Source organism: Actinophytocola sp., assembly GCF_036002505.1.
Lineage (GTDB): Bacteria > Actinomycetota > Actinomycetes > Mycobacteriales > Pseudonocardiaceae > DASYTH01.
Window position 1 is genome coordinate 1 of the sequence record NZ_DASYTH010000333.1, and the last position, 16346, is coordinate 16346.

16 protein-coding genes, 1 tRNA gene and 1 pseudogene are annotated in these 16346 nt (G+C 68.7%); 8 read left to right on the forward strand and 10 right to left on the reverse strand.

Features of this window, described 5'->3' with window-relative positions:
* Nucleotides 1-860 precede the first annotated feature (860 nt).
* Nucleotides 861-936, reverse strand: a tRNA-Lys gene (locus VGR06_RS28935).
* A 152-nt stretch (nt 937-1088) separates the two neighbouring features.
* Between VGR06_RS28935 and VGR06_RS28940 the strand changes: the two genes are divergently transcribed.
* The 3 genes from VGR06_RS28940 (at nt 1089) to VGR06_RS28950 (ending at nt 5730) form a co-directional block, all read left to right on the forward strand.
* A complete protein-coding gene (locus VGR06_RS28940; protein ID WP_327562318.1) occupies nt 1089-3989 on the forward strand; it encodes a glycoside hydrolase family 35 protein in 2901 nt (966 codons plus the stop codon).
* A gap of 83 nt (nt 3990-4072) precedes the next feature.
* Nucleotides 4073-4486, forward strand: coding sequence for a YciI family protein (locus VGR06_RS28945; RefSeq protein ID WP_327562329.1), 414 nt, complete (start codon nt 4073-4075; stop codon nt 4484-4486).
* On the forward strand, nt 4483-5730 hold the full coding sequence (locus VGR06_RS28950; RefSeq protein ID WP_327562319.1) for an RNA polymerase sigma factor: 1248 nt from the start codon (nt 4483-4485) through the stop codon (nt 5728-5730). Before VGR06_RS28945 ends, VGR06_RS28950 begins: the two co-directional genes overlap by 4 nt.
* 51 nt (nt 5731-5781) lie before the next feature.
* Here the strand turns inward: VGR06_RS28950 and VGR06_RS28955 are convergent, their stop codons facing one another.
* Together VGR06_RS28955 and VGR06_RS28960 are read right to left on the reverse strand one after the other, a co-directional pair.
* Nucleotides 5782-6534 carry a tRNA(His) guanylyltransferase Thg1 family protein gene (locus VGR06_RS28955; protein ID WP_327562320.1) on the reverse strand — a complete coding sequence of 251 codons (753 nt, stop codon included), beginning with the start codon at nt 6532-6534 and terminating at the stop codon, nt 5782-5784.
* Nucleotides 6535-6597: 63 nt separating this feature from the next.
* Entirely contained in the window at nt 6598-7431 is an 834-nt protein-coding gene (locus tag VGR06_RS28960; protein ID WP_327562321.1) for an SAM-dependent methyltransferase, read from the reverse strand.
* A 162-nt stretch (nt 7432-7593) separates the two neighbouring features.
* On the opposite strand from VGR06_RS28960, the gene VGR06_RS28965 reads away from it, so the two are divergent.
* The 3 genes from VGR06_RS28965 to VGR06_RS28975 all read left to right on the forward strand — a co-directional run bounded on the left by VGR06_RS28965 (nt 7594) and on the right by VGR06_RS28975 (nt 9173).
* Nucleotides 7594-8487 carry a helix-turn-helix transcriptional regulator gene (locus VGR06_RS28965; RefSeq protein WP_327562322.1) on the forward strand — a complete coding sequence of 298 codons (894 nt, stop codon included), beginning with the start codon at nt 7594-7596 and terminating at the stop codon, nt 8485-8487.
* Between the two features lie 128 nt (nt 8488-8615).
* Nucleotides 8616-8834 carry a DUF397 domain-containing protein gene (locus tag VGR06_RS28970; RefSeq protein WP_414637360.1) on the forward strand — a complete coding sequence of 73 codons (219 nt, stop codon included), beginning with the start codon at nt 8616-8618 and terminating at the stop codon, nt 8832-8834.
* A 3-nt stretch (nt 8835-8837) separates the two neighbouring features.
* Entirely contained in the window at nt 8838-9173 is a 336-nt protein-coding gene (locus VGR06_RS28975) for a hypothetical protein (RefSeq protein ID WP_327562331.1), read from the forward strand.
* Between the two features lie 73 nt (nt 9174-9246).
* On the opposite strand, the gene VGR06_RS28980 is transcribed toward VGR06_RS28975, so the two are convergent.
* The 4 genes from VGR06_RS28980 to VGR06_RS28995 all read right to left on the reverse strand — a co-directional run bounded on the left by VGR06_RS28980 (nt 9247) and on the right by VGR06_RS28995 (nt 12474).
* Entirely contained in the window at nt 9247-9810 is a 564-nt protein-coding gene (locus VGR06_RS28980; protein WP_327562323.1) for a DUF305 domain-containing protein, read from the reverse strand.
* 64 nt (nt 9811-9874) lie between these two features.
* Entirely contained in the window at nt 9875-10753 is an 879-nt protein-coding gene (locus VGR06_RS28985; RefSeq protein ID WP_327562324.1) for a lytic polysaccharide monooxygenase, read from the reverse strand.
* 105 nt (nt 10754-10858) lie between these two features.
* Nucleotides 10859-11827, reverse strand: coding sequence for an adenosine deaminase (gene add, locus VGR06_RS28990; protein WP_327562325.1), 969 nt, complete (start codon nt 11825-11827; stop codon nt 10859-10861).
* On the reverse strand, nt 11815-12474 hold the full coding sequence (locus VGR06_RS28995) for an HAD family hydrolase (RefSeq protein WP_327562332.1): 660 nt from the start codon (nt 12472-12474) through the stop codon (nt 11815-11817). Before VGR06_RS28995 ends, add begins: the two co-directional genes overlap by 13 nt.
* A 5-nt stretch (nt 12475-12479) precedes the next feature.
* Here VGR06_RS28995 and VGR06_RS29000 point away from each other — a divergent pair, with 5 nt between their 5' ends.
* Nucleotides 12480-12821, forward strand: coding sequence for a DoxX family protein (locus VGR06_RS29000; protein WP_327562326.1), 342 nt, complete (start codon nt 12480-12482; stop codon nt 12819-12821).
* A 231-nt stretch (nt 12822-13052) separates the two neighbouring features.
* On the opposite strand, the gene VGR06_RS29005 is transcribed toward VGR06_RS29000, so the two are convergent.
* The 3 genes and pseudogenes from VGR06_RS29005 to VGR06_RS29015 form a co-directional block, all read right to left on the reverse strand.
* Entirely contained in the window at nt 13053-14234 is a 1182-nt protein-coding gene (locus VGR06_RS29005; protein WP_327562327.1) for a CaiB/BaiF CoA-transferase family protein, read from the reverse strand.
* A 10-nt stretch (nt 14235-14244) separates the two neighbouring features.
* The gene (locus VGR06_RS29010) at nt 14245-15066 is read right to left on the reverse strand and encodes a toll/interleukin-1 receptor domain-containing protein (RefSeq protein ID WP_327562333.1); all 822 of its coding nucleotides are present in this window, start codon (nt 15064-15066) and stop codon (nt 14245-14247) included.
* Nucleotides 15055-15489 (reverse strand): annotated as a pseudogene (locus VGR06_RS29015) (Clp protease N-terminal domain-containing protein); the annotation flags it as partial. The pseudogene VGR06_RS29015 and the gene VGR06_RS29010, both read right to left, overlap by 12 nt.
* Before the next feature lie 87 nt (nt 15490-15576).
* Here VGR06_RS29015 and VGR06_RS29020 point away from each other — a divergent pair.
* Nucleotides 15577-16323 (forward strand): methyltransferase domain-containing protein, encoded by a 747-nt coding sequence (locus VGR06_RS29020; RefSeq protein ID WP_327562328.1) that lies wholly within the window; start codon nt 15577-15579, stop codon nt 16321-16323.
* Nucleotides 16324-16346 lie beyond the last annotated feature (23 nt).

The following is a 16346-nucleotide window of genomic DNA, read 5'->3' on the forward strand; positions in this document are numbered from 1 at the left end:
TTGTGCCCGTTGTAGCGGCCGGTTCGGCATCATGACTCCCACCAACCGCCACGGCACCACCTACAGCTACTTCTACTGCCTCAATCGGCAGAAGCGGAAGAACTGCGTTCAGCGCACCGCACCCATCCACAAAATTGAGAAGGAAGTGGAGAACTTCTGGTACACGGTGCGCTTCCCAAAGGTCGATATTGACACCTTGCACACTCGCCTTACGGCCAAGATCGAGGCTGAGCTGGGCGGCACCTCCAAGCAAGTACCGGCGCAAAAACGTCGGATTGCCAAGCTGGAGAAGGAGCGCAAGAAGCTGCTGGAGGCGTTCTACGCTGAGGCTATTTCCAAAGAACTGCTCAAAGAGGAGCAAGCCCGGATCACCCGGCAGATCGCCGAAGCCGAGCAGCTGGTCGAAGATCACGACCTGAAGGCCGAACGGGCCTACCAGTTCCTGGAAGACCTACTGACCTTCTGCGACGATCCGCACCTGCTGTATGTCTGCGCGGACGAACCGATCCGACAGATGCTCAACCGGGCCGTGGTCAAGAAGTTCTGGGTCTGGGACGAGCAGATCCACACGGTGGAGCTGACACCGGAGTTCGCGGCCATACAGCAGCACTTGAACGAAGTGGCCGCGGAGGGCACCGAGACCGGCGAGCTGCCGATGCCCCCAAGCGAGGCTGAGGCCGAAGAATCGGTCATACCCGTACCCGTGCCCAGAGATGGCGCTGGCCAGGGCGAGGAAGGGCCGGTCTACCTGCGCGAGGTCGGAGCCCTGTGCAGCCCGCTGAGCACGTACCTTACAAAGATCCACAACACGGCGAACCCCCGTCTGACCTCGGATGACGAGGGTTCGAACTTGACTAACTTGGTGGGGCGCCCGGGGCTCGAACCCGGAACCTACTGATTAAAAGTCAGCAGCTCTGCCGATTGAGCTAACGCCCCTGCGGGTGGTCAGTGTAGCGGTGGAGTGTAGGGGATCTCTGTCGAATCGGATGTGTAGCGGTTCGATTACTCCTTGACAAGGGTGAGGGGGCGCTGAACGCTTCGGGGGGAGTCTCGAACGTTGTTCGGTATTTCGAAACTCGGAGGCGGCGATGGGATGGCGACCGGGGAGACTGCTGAGCGTCGCGGCCCTGGTGGCGGCCACCATCGCTGGGCCGGGGGTGCGGCCGGCGCCCGCGGTTACGCACACGATCAACTGGGACAAGTACTCGCTCATGATCGACGGGGTGCGGACGTTCGTGTGGTCGGGGGAGTTTCATCCGTTCCGGCTGCCCAGTCAGGCGCTGTGGCGGGATGTGCTGCAGAAGTTCAAGGCCAACGGGTACAACGCGGTGTCGATGTACTTTGACTGGGGGTATCACTCGGCGGCGCCGGGGGTGTACGACTTCACCGGGGTGCGGGACATGGACGCGGCGTTGGCCATCGCCGCGGAGGTGGGGCTGTATGTGATCGCCCGGCCGGGGCCCTACATCAACGCGGAGACCGATGGTGGTGGGTTCCCGGCGTGGCTGGCGACGCAGGCCGGGCGGGCCCGGACGGACGCGGCCGACTACCTGGTCGCAACCGACGAGTGGCAGGCGCACATTGACCCGATCATCGCCCGGCACCAGCTCACCAACGGGACCGGGACGGTGCTGCTGTATGAGATCGAGAACGAGCTGGCGGCGACCGGGACGGCGCAGCGGAACTACCTGACGCACCTGCGGGACAAGGCCCGGGCCGACGGTATCACCGTGCCGATCTTCCACAATGACAAGGGGCGCAACGGGTTCTGGGTGCCGCCGAGCTCGGGTGTGCCGGGCACCGTGACCGGACCCGTTGATTTGTACGCGTTCGACGGGTATCCGGGCGGGACGTGCCGCAGCGACAACACGCCTGGCAGCCCGAACACCGCGCCGGACTGGGGCATCTACAGCGCGGGCGGGGCGACCGGCGGGGCCAGCGCGTCGCCGAACACGCCCGGCTTCGCGGCCGAGTTCGGCGGCGGCTGGTTCGACTTCTGGGGCAGCAACGGGTCGTACGCGTGCATGGGGCAGCGCGAGGGGCCCGGCTATGAGCGGGTGTTCTACGGCACGAACATCGCCAACCGGTTGACCATCCAGAACTTCTACATGACCTCCGGCGGCACGTCCTGGGGGTGGCTGCCGGCGCCGGTGGTCTATACCTCATACGACTATGGTGCGGCGCTCGACGAGGCCCGGCAGCCGCGCGCGAAGCTCGCCGCGATGAAGGAGCTGGGCCTGTTCCTGCAGAGCGTGCCGGCGATCACCAAGGTGGACAGGGGTTCCGCGGTCACCCCGTCCTCGGCCGCGGTGAAGGTCTACCACAACGTCAACCCGGACACCCAGACGCATTTCTACTTCGCCGTGCACAACCCGTCCAACGCCACGACGGACGACTCGTTCACGTTCCCGGTCAGCACCCCGGACGGCGCGTTCACCGTCCCCTTGCGACTGAACGGGCAGGACGCGAAGACCCTGGTGGCCAACCTCAACTTCGGTGGCCAGCACCTGGTGTACTCCAGCTCGGAGATCGAGACGTTGCTGCGCCAGGGTTCCACCGACACCGCGCTGCTCTACGGCCGCACCAACGAGCCGGGCGAGACGGTGCTGCGGTACGCCGGCCAGCCCACCGTCACGGTGCTCGCCGGGAACGTGACGAGCTCGTTCAGCAACGGCAACCTGAAACTCAGCTACGTCCACAGTGGACTAGCTCAGATCAGGATCACCGGCGGCGGGCGCGATCAGCTGACCCTGCTGCTGGCCAACCAGTCCACCGCCGACACGATGTGGCGGCAGGACACCGCGGCCGGGCCGGTGCTGGAGCGCGGCCCGCGGCTGGTGCGCACCGCGGCGGTCAACGGGTCCACGCTGGCGCTCACCGGGGACACCGCGGCCGCGTCCAGCCTGGAGATCTGGGCGCCGGCCCAGGTCGGCACCGTCACCTGGAACGGCGCGGCGGTCACCATGCGGCGCACGTCGGCCGGGAGCCTCGCCGCGGACAGCCAGCTGCCCGGCCCGGCCGCGGTCACGCTGCCGGACCTGTCCGCGGGGACGTGGCGGTTCTCGGCCGAATCGCCTGAGGCTGTTCCCTCGTTCAACGATTCCACGTGGGCCTTGGCGAACAAGACGACGACGCACAGCACCACCCCGCCGCCCACCGGCCAACCCGTGCTGACCGCGGACGACTACGGCTTCCACCACGGCGACGTCTGGTACCGCGGCCGGTTCACCGCCGCGGCGGACACGATCGCGCTGCGCTACGGCGGGGGCGGCGCCGGGCTGCTGCAGGCCTGGCTCGACGGCGTGTACCTGGGCCAGAACGTGCTGCCGACCGGGGTCAGCGCGCCGGCCACCACCGGCACCGCCACGTTCAGCGTGCCCACCTCGTTGCGCACCAACGCACCGCACCTGCTCGCGGTCATGGTGCGCAACGACGCGCACAACGAGGACGGCGGCGTCAACGACGCGCACAAGGAGGGCCGCGGCCTCATCTCCGCCACGCTCAGCCCGGCGGCGGCGGTCTCCTTGCGGGTCCAGGGTGCGTCCACTGTGGACCCGGTGCGCGGTCCGCTGAACAACGGCGGCCTGTTCGGCGAGCGCAACGGCTGGCACCTGCCCGGGTTCGCCGACGGCGGCTGGGTCACCCGCCCGGTCCCGGACACCACCGCCGCGCCCGGCACATCCTGGTACCGCACCGGGTTCGACCTCGCGGTCCCGGCCGGCCACGACGCCTCGCTCGGACTCACCCTCGGCAACCTCGCCGTGCCCCGCTCCGGCGGCGCCTACCGCGTGCTGATCTTCGTCAACGGCTGGAACCTCGGTCAGTACGTCGGCAACGTCGGCCCGCAGCACACGTTCGTGCTCCCCACCGGCGTGCTCGACCTGCACGGCCACAACACCCTCGCCCTGGCCGTGACCAGCGACGGCGGTGCGGCCAACGCGCTGGAGCGGGTGGCCCTGACCAACCTGGGCACGGTCCGCGGGGGCTGATGTCCGGACCGGAGTGGTGGTCTCGACGTCTCTGGTGAAAGGTACCGACCAGGTGCCTGAGCAGAGGAGCCACCGTGAAGTACATGATAATGATGTTCGGGTCGCAGCGGGACCTCGACATGCTGACCGGGAAGTCGACCGACCGGCCGGCCTGGTCGGCGGAGGACGTCGCCAAGCTGCACGAGTTCATGGGGACGTGGAGCCAGGCCCTGGTCGAATCCGGGGAACTGGTCGACGGCCACGGGCTGAGCGCACCGGTGCACGCCCGGCGCATCCAGGTTCGGGAAGGGCTTCCCGTGATGACCGACGGTCCCTACGCGGAGACGCAGGAGGTGCTCGTCGGATACACCATCGTCGACTGCGCGAGCTTCGACCGGGCCACCGAGATCGCCGCCCAGCTGGTGCACACCCCGTACCCGGCGGGCACCGACCTCGGCCGCGACTGGTACGTGGACGTCCGCCCGATCGACGACGTGCCCCCCACCCCGGACGCATGACCGATCCGGGAACCGAGGACCGGCTGCGCGAGTTGGCGCCGCGGGTCCTCGGCGCGGTCGTCCGCCGGTACGGCCACTTCGACACCGCGGAGGACGCCGTGCAGGAGGCGCTGCTCGCGGCCGCCACGACCTGGCCGCGGGACGGCGTGCCGGACAACCCGAAGGCGTGGCTCATCACCGTCGCGTCCCGGCGGCTCACCGACCTGCTGCGCAACGAGCAGGCCCGGCAGCGTCGCGAGGACACGGTCGCCTCCGGGGTGCTGCCCGAAGCGTGGCTCGCGCCCGCGGCGGACAACCCGGTCGTGGACGCCGACGACACGCTGATCCTGCTGCTCCTGTGCTGCCATCCGGCGTTGTCGCCGGCCTCGCAGATCGCGCTGACCCTGCGCGCGGTCGGTGGCCTCACCGCCGCGGAGATCGCCCGCGCGTTCCTGGTGCCCGAGTCGACCATGACCCGGCGGATCAGCCGGGCCAAGCAGCGCATCCGGGACAGCGGTCTCCCGTTCGGCATGCCGCCGGCCGCCGAGCGGGCCGAGCGGCTCGCCGCGGTGCTACACGTGCTCTACCTGATCTTCAACGAGGGTTACGCCAGCACGTCCGGGCCGAACCTGCGGCGCGGCGAGCTGTCCGCGGAGTCGATCCGGCTGACGCGCATCGTGCACGCGCTGATGCCCGAGGAGCCCGAGGTGAGCGGGCTGCTCGCGCTCATGCTGCTCACCGACGCGCGGCGGAGGGCGCGCACCGGGCCGTCCGGTGAGCCGGTGCCCATGGCCGAGCAGGACCGGAGCCGTTGGGACGCCGGGCAGATCGCCGAGGGCGTCGCGCTGATCAGCGACGCGCTGCCGCGTGGGGCGCCCGGTCCCTACCAGCTCCAGGCCGCGATCGCTGCGGTGCACGACGAAGCGCCCAGTGCCGAAGCGACCGACTGGCCGCAGATCCTTGCCCTGTACGAGGTTCTGCTGCGGATCTCGGACAACCCGGTGGTGGCCCTGAACCACGCGGTCGCGGTGGCGATGGTCAAGGGTGCGCCGGCCGGGCTCGAGTTGGTCGGCGAGCTGAGACAGGACCGGCGGATCGCCGAGGACCACCGGCTGCATGCGGTTCGCGCGCACCTGCTGGAGTTGACCGGCGACAACGAAGCGGCGCGGGAGGCGTACCTGGCCGCGGCCGAGCGCACGACGAGCCTGCAGCAGCAGCGTTATCTGTATGACCGGGCCGCGCGGTTGGGGGTTGAAGTGCGATGAAGGGGGCCTTTCTCACGCCCAGCGAGAGGAAGGCCCCCTTCATCGCACTCCCTACGGGTCCTTGGCGAGCCTCGCGATCAGCTCGCGGTAGTCCTCCTTCATCGGGAGGTCCCGCTCGATGTGCACGCGCCGGCGGGCGGTGGTGACCTCCTTGCGCCGCACCGGGTCGTAGCCGGGCCGGTCGTAGTGTTCCCACCACAGGCCGATTCCACGGCGCTGCCAGCCGGGAAGCTCGTCGAAGTTGACGCCGTGGCTTTCCAGCAGCTCGTTCTTGTCGGCCACGGAGGACCGTTCCAGCACCCGGGTGGCCTCCGCGCTGGACTGGCCGCTGCGGCGCAACGTCCAGTAGCACCAACCGTTCAACGCGAACCGGGTGGCGTCGGCCTGGCGCCAGGAGAAGTAGTCGACCACGTCGGCCGGGCCGGTGCCCATCCACACGCGACTGTCGAAATGGGCCGGTTCGCCGGCCGCGTGGGTGAACGCGGCCGAGGCGATGCCGGCCGAGATCGACACCAGCTTTTCCACGCTCCGCCCGAAAAGCTCGAAGGAGGGGTCGAGCAGCACGGAGATCTCGTCGCTCTCGGTGTAGGCGTAGCGGCCGTTGAACTCGCTCAGCACGGATGCCGCGGTGTCCGTCATCAGCTGCGCGAACCGTGCGTCGAACGGCTTGTCGTAGCGCTGCCCGGTGAATCGCGAGAAGCTCCGGCCGTCCACCCGCAGGATCGTCCACGCCCCGGGCAGCACCACCAATTGGTGGAACCACTCGCGAGATCGTTGGCTCGCTTCGAACTCGTCCCCCCGCACCGCGCTACCCCTCGTGTCGAACCCGCCCCGGTCGCCATCCCGGAGCGAACACTACCTGGGCGGTCAGGGTTTCCGGGCGACCCCGCCGACGATCGTGTACTGCACCGGGTCGAGCGGCTTGATCCGCGGGCCGTCCGGCCACCAGTCCACGCACAGCGAGATGCCGGGCTCGACGAACTCCAGGCCCGGGAACATGGCCTCGATCTGCGGGTGGGTGCGGAACAGGCCGGTGCCCATGGGGCTGTGCAGGAAGACCTCCTCCATCCGCCGGGCGAGCGAGCTGTGCTCGGTGGTCTCCGGGTCGAAGAAGTGACTGATCGCCACGTAGGAGCCGGACGGCAGGGCGTCGACGTAGGCCCGCATGATGTCCTCGGGGCTGCGCTCCCCGTCGTAATGGTGGATGGTGCCGAGCTGGAACAGCGCGATCGGCTGGGAGAAGTCCAGGTATTTGCGCACCAGCTCGTTGTTGACGATCTCCTCGGGTTTGAAGATGTCGGCCGAGACGAAATGGGTCTGCTCGTTCTCCTCCAGCAGCGCGCGGCCGTGCGCGAGGACGACGGGGTCGTTGTCGATGTAGACGACCCGCGAGTCGGGCGCGATGCGCTGGGCGACCTGGTGGGTGTTCTCCGCGGTGGGCAGCCCCGAGCCGCAGTCCAGGTACTGGGTGACTCCGGTCTGGCTGGCGATGAACCGAGTGACCCGGATCAGGAACTCGCGGTTGTCCCAGGCCAACTGCGCGGCCTCGGGTGCGACCGCCTGCACCTGGCGCAGCACCAGGCGGTCGATCTCGTAGTTGTCCTTGCCGTTGAGAAACGCGTCGTACACCCGAGCGATGCTCGCCTTGGAGGTGTCGATGTATACGGGCGCGGCTTCAGGGGCGGCATTGGCGGTGGACATTCCGGCCTCACAGACGGTTGTGGATCACGGACGCTGTGGAGTCACTCGGGGGCATAGCGTAGGCCCGCATTTCGTGGTCGTAAACGCCGGTTTGGTACTTGACCCGTTTCGGGTCACGTGTACGGTCTGTGACGGGATGGATGCAGGCGAGGAGATCGAGTGATGAACGCTAGAACTCCCTCCGACGATTCCAACCGCCCCGACCAGGGCAGTGGTGGTCCCACCGCCCGCCGCATCATTGTCGGCGCACAACTCAGACGGCTACGCGAGGCCGCCGGCATCACCCGGGCGGATGCCGGTTACGCCATCCGAGGGTCAGAGTCCAAGATCAGTCGACTGGAACTGGGGCGGGTCGGATTCAAGGAGCGTGACGTCCAGGACCTGCTGACCATGTACGGCGTGCTCGACCCGGGCGAACGGGACGCCGTCATGGCTATGGTCGCCCGGTCCAACGAGCGCGGCTGGTGGCACCGGTTCGCCGACCTGATGCCGAGCTGGTTCCACGACTACGTCGGCCTCGAGGAGTCGGCGTCCCGGATCCTGGCCTATGAGCTGCAGTTCGTGCCCGGGCTGCTGCAGACCGAGGAGTACGCGCTCGCGGTCGCCAGCCACGGCCGGCCCGACCTGGCCAGCGACGAGGTCCGGCGGCGGGTCACGCTTCGCATGCAACGGCAGAAGATCCTGCACCGGCCCGGCGCGCCGAAGCTCTGGGCGGTGATCGACGAGTCGGTGCTGCGCCGGCCGATCGGTGGCCGCGCGGCCATGCGCCGGCAGCTCGACCACCTGCTGGAGATCACCCGGATGCCGCACGTGACGTTGCAGGTCGTGCCGTACCCGCTGAGCGGCTACGCGGCCGAGAGCGCGTTCACCCTGCTCCGGTTCGCCGAGCCGGACCTGCCGGACGTGGTCTACATCGAGCACCTGGCCGGTGCGATGTACCTGGACCGGCCGGACGAGATCGAGACGTACAGCCGGGTGTTCGACCGGCTCATGGTGGACGCGGAGACCCCGGACCGGTCCCGGCAGATGCTCGCCAAGGTCCGTCTGGATCTCTAGTTTCCGAATTGCAACTTGCACGGGCAGTGACTGCACGTGCATTTTCCAGTGCAAGGTGCTACCTTCTTCACTGTCAGATGCACGTGCACATGCACCCGCAGCAGGGTCAGCCGGGAAGGTTGGGCATCGTGGTGGATGAGATTCGCAACGAAATGTCGGCAACGCTGCTCGGTGTGGCGGTGTGGCGCAAGAGCAGCTACAGCGGTGCCGTCGGAAACTGTGTGGAGCTCGCGGTTCTGGCCGGTGACCGGATTGCGATCCGCAACTCGCGCGATCCCGCCGGTCCCGCTCTGGTCTGCCCGCACGCTGAGCTGCACGCATTGGTGGCCGGCGCCAAGAAGTGGTGAGTGATGTCGTCCCTCGCCGAGCAAACCGGTGTGTCCACTGACGATCAGCTCCGGGCCCTGGTCGCCCGCGGGTTCCAGTTCTTCGACCCGCGGGACGACGACGGTGATGTCGTCGCCGTCGTCGGTGTCCGGGCCCACGACAACGTGATCGACGTGGTCCGCCTGCACGGCGAGGACGAGGCCATCGCCTCCCGGCTCCCCCTCGACGCCGACATTCTGGCGCCGAAGACGGTCTTCTGGCAGCGCACCGGCCCCGCCCGTGAGGTGCTCAGCACGCTTCTCGCGCTTCCCGACGACCAGACTCCCGGCCTGCTCGGCACCCCCTCCCACTGCCGGTAGGCCGGGGCTTTCTTGCCGGGAGTGAATGTGACGTTGCTGGCCCGCTACGGCATGAACGTGACGTTGCGTTCCATCATTGCCCGAGATAGGCCAGCATCTGCTCGATCTGCGCCGACCGCGACCGGTCAATACGTGCTGCCAATGCCTTTGTTTCGGGGTTGGTGCCGGTGGCGGACTCCATTCTGGCGAGTTGGATGGCGTCGTCCTGGCGGGCGATCATGGTGTTGAGGAACCGGCGGTCGAAGCCGGGGCCGGCGATGCGGGTCAGGGTGGCGATCTCACCGGCGGTGGTGTCGGGCATGCCGCCGTGGTCGAGGTGGGAGCCGGCGGGGGCGGTGGGTGGTTGGCGCCAGTCGCGGAGCCGGGTCGCCATGGTGGTGGCTTCGTCGGCCTGGGTGGTTTCGATGGCGGCGGCGAGGGTGCGGACCTCCGGGCGAGCAGCCCGGTCGCGGGCCAGGCGCACGATGCTGATGCCCTGGTCGAGATGGGGGACCATCATCTGCAGGAACATCACGTCGGTGTCGTTGTACCGGCCGGGATTGCTGTTCGTCGCCGGCGCTGACGAGGCAGGGGGCGCCGGCGACGAACAACCCGCCAGCACGAGGAGGCCGGCGGCGATCAGGACCAGGCGGGGCATGGGGCACCTCGGTGGAGACGACCGGGCCGCACCGGGGTGATCTCGGCGCGGCCCGGTCGCGGGCTCAGACGCGTTGCCAGAGGGAGGGGGCGTTGGGCGGTTCCCAGCCGGCGAGGGCGGTGTGGGCTTGCAGGCACTGGTAGGTCAGGCCGTTGTAGATGACGCGGTTGCCGACCTGGTAGGCGGTGCCGGCCGCCCAGGTGCCGCCGGGTGGTGGGGGCGCGGTCGTGGTGCTGGTGGGTGGCGGCGGGGTGGTGGTGCTGGTCGGCGTCGGCGGGGGCGGGGTGCCGCCGTCGAAGTCGACGTCGGCGCAGGAGTAGAACGCCTCGTCGGAGCCGACGACGCGTTGCCAGATGGTGTAGATGAGCTGGCGGCCGCTGCGCGGTGGGATGTCGAGGGTGAAGTTGGTGAACGTGGTGGGGTTGACGTTGTCGAACTTGCGCAGCAGCACCAGGTCCGACCAGTTGAGCGGCAGTGTCGGGTTCCAGCCGGCGCGGGTGAGGTAGAACTCGAAGTTGCTGTTCGCGTGCGGCGCGGTGGCGTGGTAAGTGATCGTCAGCGAGCCGGCGGAGATCCGGGTGGCCGGCCAGTCGGCGCGTTGCAGGTCGAGACCGCGGTACTTGTCCCGGCCGGCGCTGCACAGGTGGTTGTCCGGGATGATCTCCCGGTGCCGGCCGGCGGCGGTGAGCTGGTTGACCTCGTTCCAGTCGTAGAACGGCTGGGTGCCGCCGAGTGCGATGGCCGCCTTGCACGCCTCGTTCGTCGGGTTCTCCGGGTTCTGCTGCTTGCACGCGTACACGCGGCTCGGCGGGTCGGACATCGTGCCGTGCGCGCTGGCCGGTTCGGCCGGCAGCAGGGCGACCACCAGGGCGGCGGCGACCACCGCGGCTGTCGACAACGCCAGAGTGTGCCGGAGCTTCATCGCGTCCTCCTCGCGCCGCATGGCTGCAAGAAGAACGTGCATGATCGGTGACGGCCGCGTCAATTGGTCTAGACAATTTCGTTGCTCATTGACGGGAACCCGCCACCTTCACCGACAACCGGACGGTCAGGTCCGGTCGGTCAGCCAGTTGTCGATCTCCTCGTGCAGCGTCAGCTTGGTGGCGCGAGGGGCGAACGAGGCGTCGACGGCGGTTCGGGCGAGTGCCGCGAGGACGGTGTCGTCGTAGTGGAACGTGTCGCGGATCCGTTGGTACTCGGCGGTAAGCGTGGTGCCGGTGACGTTCGGGATGTCGGTGTTGAGTGTGACGGGCAGGCCCGCCTCGAGGAGCCGGGGCAGTGGGTGCGCGGCCAGCGACGGCACGAGGCCGAGCGCGACGTTCGAGCACGGGCACACCTCGAGCGGGATCGGCCGGTCGCGCACCTCCTTGACCAGCAACGGATCCTCGAGCACGCGGATGCCGTGGCCGAGGCGTTCGGTGCGCCCCACGGTGATCGCCTCGCGGATGCTGGCCGCTCCGGCGGTCTCGCCGGCGTGGTGCACGACGTGCAGGCCGGCGTCCCGGGCGGCGGCGAACACCTTGGCGAACGGCCAGGCAGGGTACGTCTCGTCGCCGGCCAGGCCGATGCCGATCACCTCGTGATGCTTGGCGGCCAGGCGGAACGTCTGCCAGGCGCGGTCCACCGGGCGGCGGCGGGAGTGGTCGAGGATCACCCGGGTCTGGATGCCGGCGCCGTCCGCGAGCCCGGTGAGCACGGCCTGGAGCGGCATGTCGGGGTCGCCGAGCCGCTCGCCGTGGGCGGCCGCGGTGAAGGTGACCTCGGCGTAGCGGGTGCCCTGCGCCGCCTCGTCCGCACGGAACTCCCGGGCCACCCGGGTGAAATCCGCCGGGGTGCGCAGGCAGGCCCGGACCAGCGCGTTGTAGTCGCCGAACTCGCGGAAACCGGTGAAGGACAGGCGTTCCTCGGGGATGTCCACGCCGTTGGCGGCGGCCAGGTCGCGCAGGGTCGCGGGGCGGACCGTGCTCTCCAGGTGGACGTGCAGGTGCACCTTGGGCAGGCGGGTCAGGTTGCGCACAGGTGACCTCGCAGCCAGGCGGGGAACTCGTCCAAAGTGGACAGCACGATCCCGGCGCCGGCCTCGGTGAGCATGTCGGCGTCGCAGGGGCCGGTGGTCACCCCGACCGGGACGGCGCCCGCGGCCAGCGCGCCGGCGACGTCGGTGGCGTGGTCGCCGACGTAGGCCAGCGCCTCGTGCTCGCGCAGGGCGGCGGCCTTACCGGCGGCCCACAGGTCGCCGACCAGGTGGTCGACCTCCCAGCCGAGGGCGGTCAGGTGTCTGGCCGCGTTGGGTTCGTGCTTGGCGGTGACCACGAGGGTGTGGCCGCCGAGCTCGTGGACGGCGTCCAGGGCCGCCGCCGCGCCCGGCATGGGCACGGTCTCCGGGATGACGATCTCCGGGTAGGTCGCCCGGAACCGGCTGACCAGCTCGGGAATCCGGTCCTCGGGCGCGCCGAAGTCCCGGAACACCAGGTGCAGCGGCGGCCCGAGGTTGTCGGCGAAGTAGGCGCCGTCCAGTGGGAGCCCGGTCTGGGCGGCCAGCGCGTCCATGGCAGCGATCATGCCCGGGCGCGGGTCGATCAGCGTCATGTCCAGGTCGAAGCCGACGGTGAACCTTGCTCCGAGCCGCTGTCCGTCCGCGTTCGAGCGGCCCTGCCTATCAATCGGCCATGCTCCCCGTGATCCTGTCCGCCCTGCTGGCACCCGTTCTCCTTGTTCTCGGCAGCGCCAAGGTGATCCGCCACCCCATGATGCAGCAGAACGCCCGGCACCTCGGCTTCTCGGTGTCCGGCTTCCAGCTCGTGGGTGCCGTGGAGCTGGCCGGCGGGGTCGGGTTGATCCTCGGTCTGTTCTGGACGCCGCTGGGTGTGGCCGCGTCGGTCGGCCTGGTGTTGCTGCTGGCCGGCGGGGCGTTTGCGCACGCGCGGGTCCGCGACCGGTTCGTCAAGATCGCGTTCCCCGCGGTGTGCGCCGCGCTGAGCGGTGCGACGCTCGTGTTGCATCTCGCGTAGGACCACAGCCGCACCTCGTGATGTTCGATGTGTTGGCCCCTGGCGTCGCCATGTTGGCGTGCCACGTCGCCATGTTGGCGTCTGGCGCGGGTGTGTTGGCTGGTGACGCCGCCGCCGGACACCGCTGACCGCAATCCCGACGCACCCTCGGCCAACACAGCGATGCCACAAGCCAACATGGCCACGCCACGGGCCAACATGGCGACGTGAGACGCCAACATGGTGACGAAGCTAGGCGATTGCGCCTGCCGTTCGCAGGCCGGCGATCTCGTCTGTGGTGTAGCCGAGCTCGGTGAGCACGGCGTCGGTGTGCTCGCCGAGGGCGGGAACGGGGTCGAGCCGGGGCGGATCGGTGGGAAAGGTGATCGGTGGCAGCGGGGTGCGGAGCGGACCGACCGGGGAGCCGACTTCCCGCCAGCGATCCCGGGCGACCAGCTGCGGGTGCGCCACGACCTGAGGAACCTCGTTGAGCCTCGCGTTGGCGATCCCGGCGTCGTCCAGCAACGTGACCAGGTCCGCGGCGGTGAGTTTCGCCGTGGCGGCGCCGACGAGCGCGTCCACCGCGTCCCGGTTGGCGGTGCGGGCCACGTTGGTGGCGTAGGCCGGATCGGTGCCCAGCTCGGGGCTGCCGAGCAGATCGGCGGCGAGGCGGCGCCACTCCCGGTCGTTCTGGATGCCGAGCATGATCTCGTTGCCGTCCGCGGTCGGGTACCGGTTGTACGGTGCGATCGCCGGATGCGACACGCCCATCCGCGGCGGCTGCTCCCCGGTGTGCAGCGTGTGCTGCACCTGGTGCCCCATCCACTCGACCACGGTGTCGAACATGCTCACGTCCAGTGCCGCACCGCCGCCGCCACGCTCCCGCCGCAGCAGCGCCGCGAGCACCCCGGAGAAGATGTACATGCCGGCCGCGATGTCCGCGATCGGGATGCCGGCCTTCGCCGGAGCCTCCGGTGTGCCGGTCACCGAGACCAGCCCGGCCTCGCTCTGCACCAGCAGGTCATAGGCCCGCTTGTCGCGAAACGGCCCCGCGGGCCCATATCCGGACAGGTCCACCGCCACCAGCCTTGGGTAGCGCTGGGTGAGCGCCGCCGCGTCCAACCCGCGCCGGGCCGCCGCCCCCGGCGCCAGGTTCTGCACGAACACGTCGGCCTGCGCGACGAGCCGTTCGACGACCTCGCGCCCGGCGGCCGACGTGAAGTCCACCGCCACCGACTCCTTCGACCGGTTCAACCAGACGAAGTGCGACGCCATCCCCTTGACCGACTGGTCGTACCCCCGCGCGAAGTCCCCGCCGTCCGGCCGCTCGATCTTGACGACGCGTGCTCCGAGATCGGCAAGCTGCCGGGTCGCCAGGGGAGCCGACACCGCCTGCTCGACGCTGACCACGAGCATCCCGTCCAGTGGAAGCATGCCCCGCAGCCTATTGCGGTTTCTCCACCGCCTGGAGCAGTCGCCGCACGTCCTGCCGGAAGCTCTCGTGCCGGATCTTCAAAGCATTGCGCCGCGCGAGGGCGGCCAGGCTCTCGGGTAATTGCCGCGGGTCGGGCATCTCGGCGCCATCCACGAGAACCGGGATCACCCGGATGTTCCGCCTGAGTGCGGCCTCGACTTCCAACCTGACGATGTCGTCGGGCTGGGTGAGGCGCCGCTTTCCTGACTCGTCACACATTGTCGCCCATTGTGGACCAATCACCGCCACCAGCACGGCGCATTGCCCGACGGCGTCCGTGATGACCTCTTTGAAGTCAACTCCGAGCTCGATCGAGTCAACGTCCATGAAGACCTGATTCTCGCCGAGATGGCCGATGAGCCAGTCCGATATTCGGCCAGCAAAGTGGCTCGTGTGCTCTCTACGATAGCTGATGAACACCCGAATCAAAGGCGACGGTGGAGGCTCGTTGTTGTCGGTTCGTTCCGATGGTGATTGCTCGTCGTCGATGTCTGGCTCAAGATCGACTTCGTGGGTCACCAGTTCACGGAGCTCGTCCAACTCGGCCCTCTGCTTGCGTAGCGCCTCCTCCTGCTCCCTCAGCTCCAAAGCTTGTGACGAATCGTGTGCCGAGAACTTTTCCTGCTGCACCGAGAGGATCTTGTTATCCAGTTCAACTAGGGACTGCAGGCAGTTTTCCAGACCCAGTAACTTGGCGACTCGACCGGTATCGCGTTGTTCGATCGCGCCGGCCCGAGCCTTTGCGACCGTGGCCAGTTGGGCCGTCAACGCGGATCGGGCGTAACCGGACACGAGTAGGAGAACGTGCTGACGCGCGGTGTTGAGGTCGGCGCCCAGCTTGACCAGGACCTGGGCGGCCAGGCCCTCGCCCTCGCGGATCAGCCCCAGCAGCATGTGCTCGGTGCCGAGGTACGCGTGGCCTAGAAGCAGCGCCTCTCGCAACGACAGTTCAAGAACTTTTTTGGCCCGGGGTGTGAACGGGATGTGGCCGACCGGAGTATGGTCACCCTCGTCAATAATCTTGTCTACCTGGTTCCGAACCTCATTCAGCGCGATCCTCGATAACTCGAGCGCCCTGGCGCCGGCACCCTCGCCCTCATGGACCAGGGCCAAGAGGATGTGCTCGGTGCCAATATAGTTGTGGTTGTACATCCTGGCCTCTTCTTGTGCCAGGACGATGACTCGCTTCGCGCGGTCGGTGAAACTTTCGAACATTGGCCCACGACTCCTCGCCTGCTCATCGCAGTTTGCCAGTTACAGAGCCGTGCCGACAGGATCAGCGTCAAGCTTTAGCATGACGGCGTGACCGCGGCGTTGACCCGGGTGGCGGGGTTGCTCCGCCCATCTCTCGAGGAGTCCGAGCTGGATACCTCGAAGGGGTACCTTGACCTGCTCGGGGAGCGGCCGCCGGGGAGGCGCACGCTGGCGCTCGCGGTCATGCGGAGCAGGGTGTTGCCGATCATCTACGAGCGGTGGTGGCGGCCGGTGTTGCGGGTGATCAACCGGCTCGATCCGGGCGAGGAGCAGCGGTTCGCCGGGCGGTTGTTGGATGTTCATAGTGGACAGCTGGTGCTGGATGTGGCTTGTGGGCCGGGGAACTTTACCCGGCCGTTGGCCTCGGCGGCGGGGGCGGAGGGGTTGGTGGTCGGGGTCGACGAGTCGGCCACGATGCTGGGCAAGGCCGTTGACGAGACCACCGCGCCGCAGGTGGCCTATGTGCGGGGGGATGCGCGGGAGCTGCCGTTCGCGGATGGGGCGTTTGACGCGGTGGGGTGCTTTCTGGCATTGCACCTGGTGCCGGAGCCGTTCCGGGCGCTCGGTGAGCTGATCCGGGTGCTGGGGCCGGGCGGGCGGATCGCGGTCTCGGCGCCGTGCCGGCCGCCGGGCAGGTTGCCGAAGGTGGTTGACCGGGTGGTGAACGCGCCGGTGGGGATGCGGATGTTCGGGCGCGACGAGCTCACGGGCGTGTTCGAGCGGGCCGGGTTGGAGCGGATCACCCAGAAGGTGACCGGTTTGTATCAGATTGTCGGGGCAGTTCGGCCAGGCTGACCATCCGTCGCGGTTGGCTCGAG